The sequence below is a fragment of the Streptomyces spinoverrucosus genome (genome assembly GCF_006539505.1).
In the GTDB taxonomy this organism is placed as follows: domain Bacteria; phylum Actinomycetota; class Actinomycetes; order Streptomycetales; family Streptomycetaceae; genus Streptomyces; species Streptomyces spinoverrucosus.
In genome coordinates this window covers 1-2,188 of sequence record NZ_BJND01000163.1, presented here as the reverse complement: position 1 = coordinate 2,188, position 2,188 = coordinate 1, and the positions used below count along the sequence as shown (strand labels likewise).

2 protein-coding genes are annotated in these 2,188 nt (G+C 70.0%); one reads left to right on the top strand and one right to left on the bottom strand.

The window, feature by feature from the left end; all coding sequences use genetic code 11:
* Positions 1–39: 39 nt before the first annotated feature.
* Positions 40–939, bottom strand: coding sequence for a LysR family transcriptional regulator (locus SSP24_RS42250; protein WP_141316554.1), 900 nt, complete (start codon positions 937–939; stop codon positions 40–42).
* 101 nt (positions 940–1,040) lie between these two features.
* Here SSP24_RS42250 and SSP24_RS42245 point away from each other — a divergent pair, with 101 nt between their 5' ends.
* Positions 1,041–2,057, top strand: a complete 1,017-nt coding sequence (locus SSP24_RS42245; protein WP_141316552.1) for an NADP-dependent oxidoreductase — start codon at positions 1,041–1,043, stop codon at positions 2,055–2,057.
* Positions 2,058–2,188: the final 131 nt, after the last annotated feature.

Here is a 2,188-nt window from a genome sequence, read left to right as displayed (position 1 = left end):
CGGCAACGCCTGATCAACGGGGGAAGCGGCTCGCGACCACTATCGGTCCCACCTGGGCCCCGTGGCCCGCAGTTCCCTCACCAAGGCGCGTACCACAGCCGATCCTGCCAGCTCCGAGGTGGTGACGTAGCCGACCTGGCGTGTCGGGCGGTTGGGGCCGAGGTCGCCGATCGTGACCGAGTTCGGTGCTTCCGCCAAGGAGAGCGCGGGCATGATTGCCATTCCATGACCTCCGCTCACCAGGGAGAGTACCGCTCCGTCGTCCTCGGCCTCGACGGTCGCCTTCGGGATCCAGTCCTGCGCAGCCCACCAGGCGCGGGTGTACGAGCCACAGTTCTCGGCCCAGTCGACCAGCGGCAGCGAACGCGGGGCGGCGTGCCCCACCGCGTGCACCAGGGCATACGGCTCCTCAAAGAGTCCGTGCGCGACCAGACCCGGTGGAAGCGGCATGGAACCGCCCAGCGTGGCGATGGCGATGTCCGCTTTCCCGTCGGCCACTTCGCCCGCGGTGCCGCGCCCCACCTCCCGTACGATCCGCACCTGCGGCTCGATCCCGGGATGCCGGTCGCGCAGCCGCTGCAGGACGGGCGGCAACAGGTGGAGCGCCGCGCTGCGGAAGGCCGCGATCCGCAGCGGCCCCTGCGCTGTGTCGGGCCGGGCCGCACCGCGCGCCTCGGCGGTCAGGACGTCCAGCAGGCGCAGGATGCGGCGGGCGTGCGCCACGGCTTTCTCACCGGCAGGGGTGGGACGGGCGCCGGTGCGGCCGCGCTCGAAGAGCACGGCACCGATCTTGCGCTCACTGCCGCGAACCGAGTGGGAGACCGCGGACTGAGTCAGACCGAGTGTCTCGGCCGCGGCCGAGAAGCCGCCGGCGTCCGCGACCGCCACCAGGACGCGCAGCTCGTGCGGGGCGAGATCGGAGTCGGTCGTGCGGGCCACGGTGCGCTCACCTCAACGTATGAGAACTGCTCATGGAACGGGGCGTCGCATGAGCCCAACCGGCTGCCCACCAGGCACATTCCCGCCCTACGGTCCGACTCATGAACGAGACCGCGCTCACCGTGCAGCAGACCGCCCGCCCCCATGGCTTTCCCACCGCCGAGCACTTCGCCTTCGTAGAGTCCACGCTTCCCGCCCCCGCGGCCGGCAGCGCACTCGTCAAGAACCTCTACTGGTCCGTCGACCCCTATCACCGCGAGATGATGGACGACGTGCCCGGCGGCTTCGCGCTCGACGCACCGCTGGAGGGCCGCACCATCGGGCGGGTCATCGCCTCGCGTACGCCCCGGCTGGCCGAGGGCGAGATCGTGTTTCACCGGCAGGGCTGGCGCACGCACGCGGTTATCACGCCCGAGGAGATACGGCGGCTGCCCCGCTTCGACGGGGTGCCCCTGACCGCGTACCTGAGCATCCTCGGCGGCACCGGCCTGACCGCCTATGTGGGCCTGACCCGGATCGCCCGGTTCCAGGAGGGTGAGGACCTGTTCGTGTCGGCCGCGGCGGGCGGGGTCGGCACGGCGACCGGGCGGTTCGCCCGGCTGCTCGGCGCCGGACGCCTCGTGGGCAGCGCGGGCTCGGCAGCGAAGGCCGACCATCTCACGCGGGAGGTCGGCTATGACGCCGTCTTTGACTACCACGACGGGCCCGCCGCCGATCTCCTCGCCAAGGTCGCGCCGGACGGCATCGACGTGTTCGTCGACAACGTCGGCGGCGAGCAGCTGGCCGCTGCCGTGGGAGCGCTGCGCGAGTTCGGGCGCGTTGTCCGCATCGGCACGATCAGCCAGTACAACACCCCTGACGCGCCGCCGCCACGCTTCAACTACGCGGACATCGTCGAGAAGAGCCTCCGCATGGAGGGCTTCCTGGTCAGCAACTACCGTGACCTGCAGGAGGAGTTGTACCAGTTCGCGGTACCACATCTGCAGAGCGGGCGGCTCGCTCTGGACGAGACGGTGGTAGACGGGTTCGAGTACATCGTGGACGCGTTCCTGGGCATGCTGCGCGGCCAGAACACCGGCAAGATCATCGTGCGAGACCGCACGCAAGCCCCGCAGTAGCGACCCGTCCAAAGTGTGGTGCTTCTGTGAGTGCCGGACACCTCGATTGCGAGGGCGACCGTAGAGTTGATAGAGATGGCTGAGAATCATCGGGTTGATCGGGAGCGGTCGCCCAGCAGCCCTAGGGGGAA

Bases quoted from the DNA above. Each gene is read 5' to 3' on its own strand.
- SSP24_RS42245 (WP_141316552.1), top strand. From the start codon at position 1,041: ATGAACGAGACCGCGCTCACCGTGCAGCAGACCGCCCGCCCCCATGGC.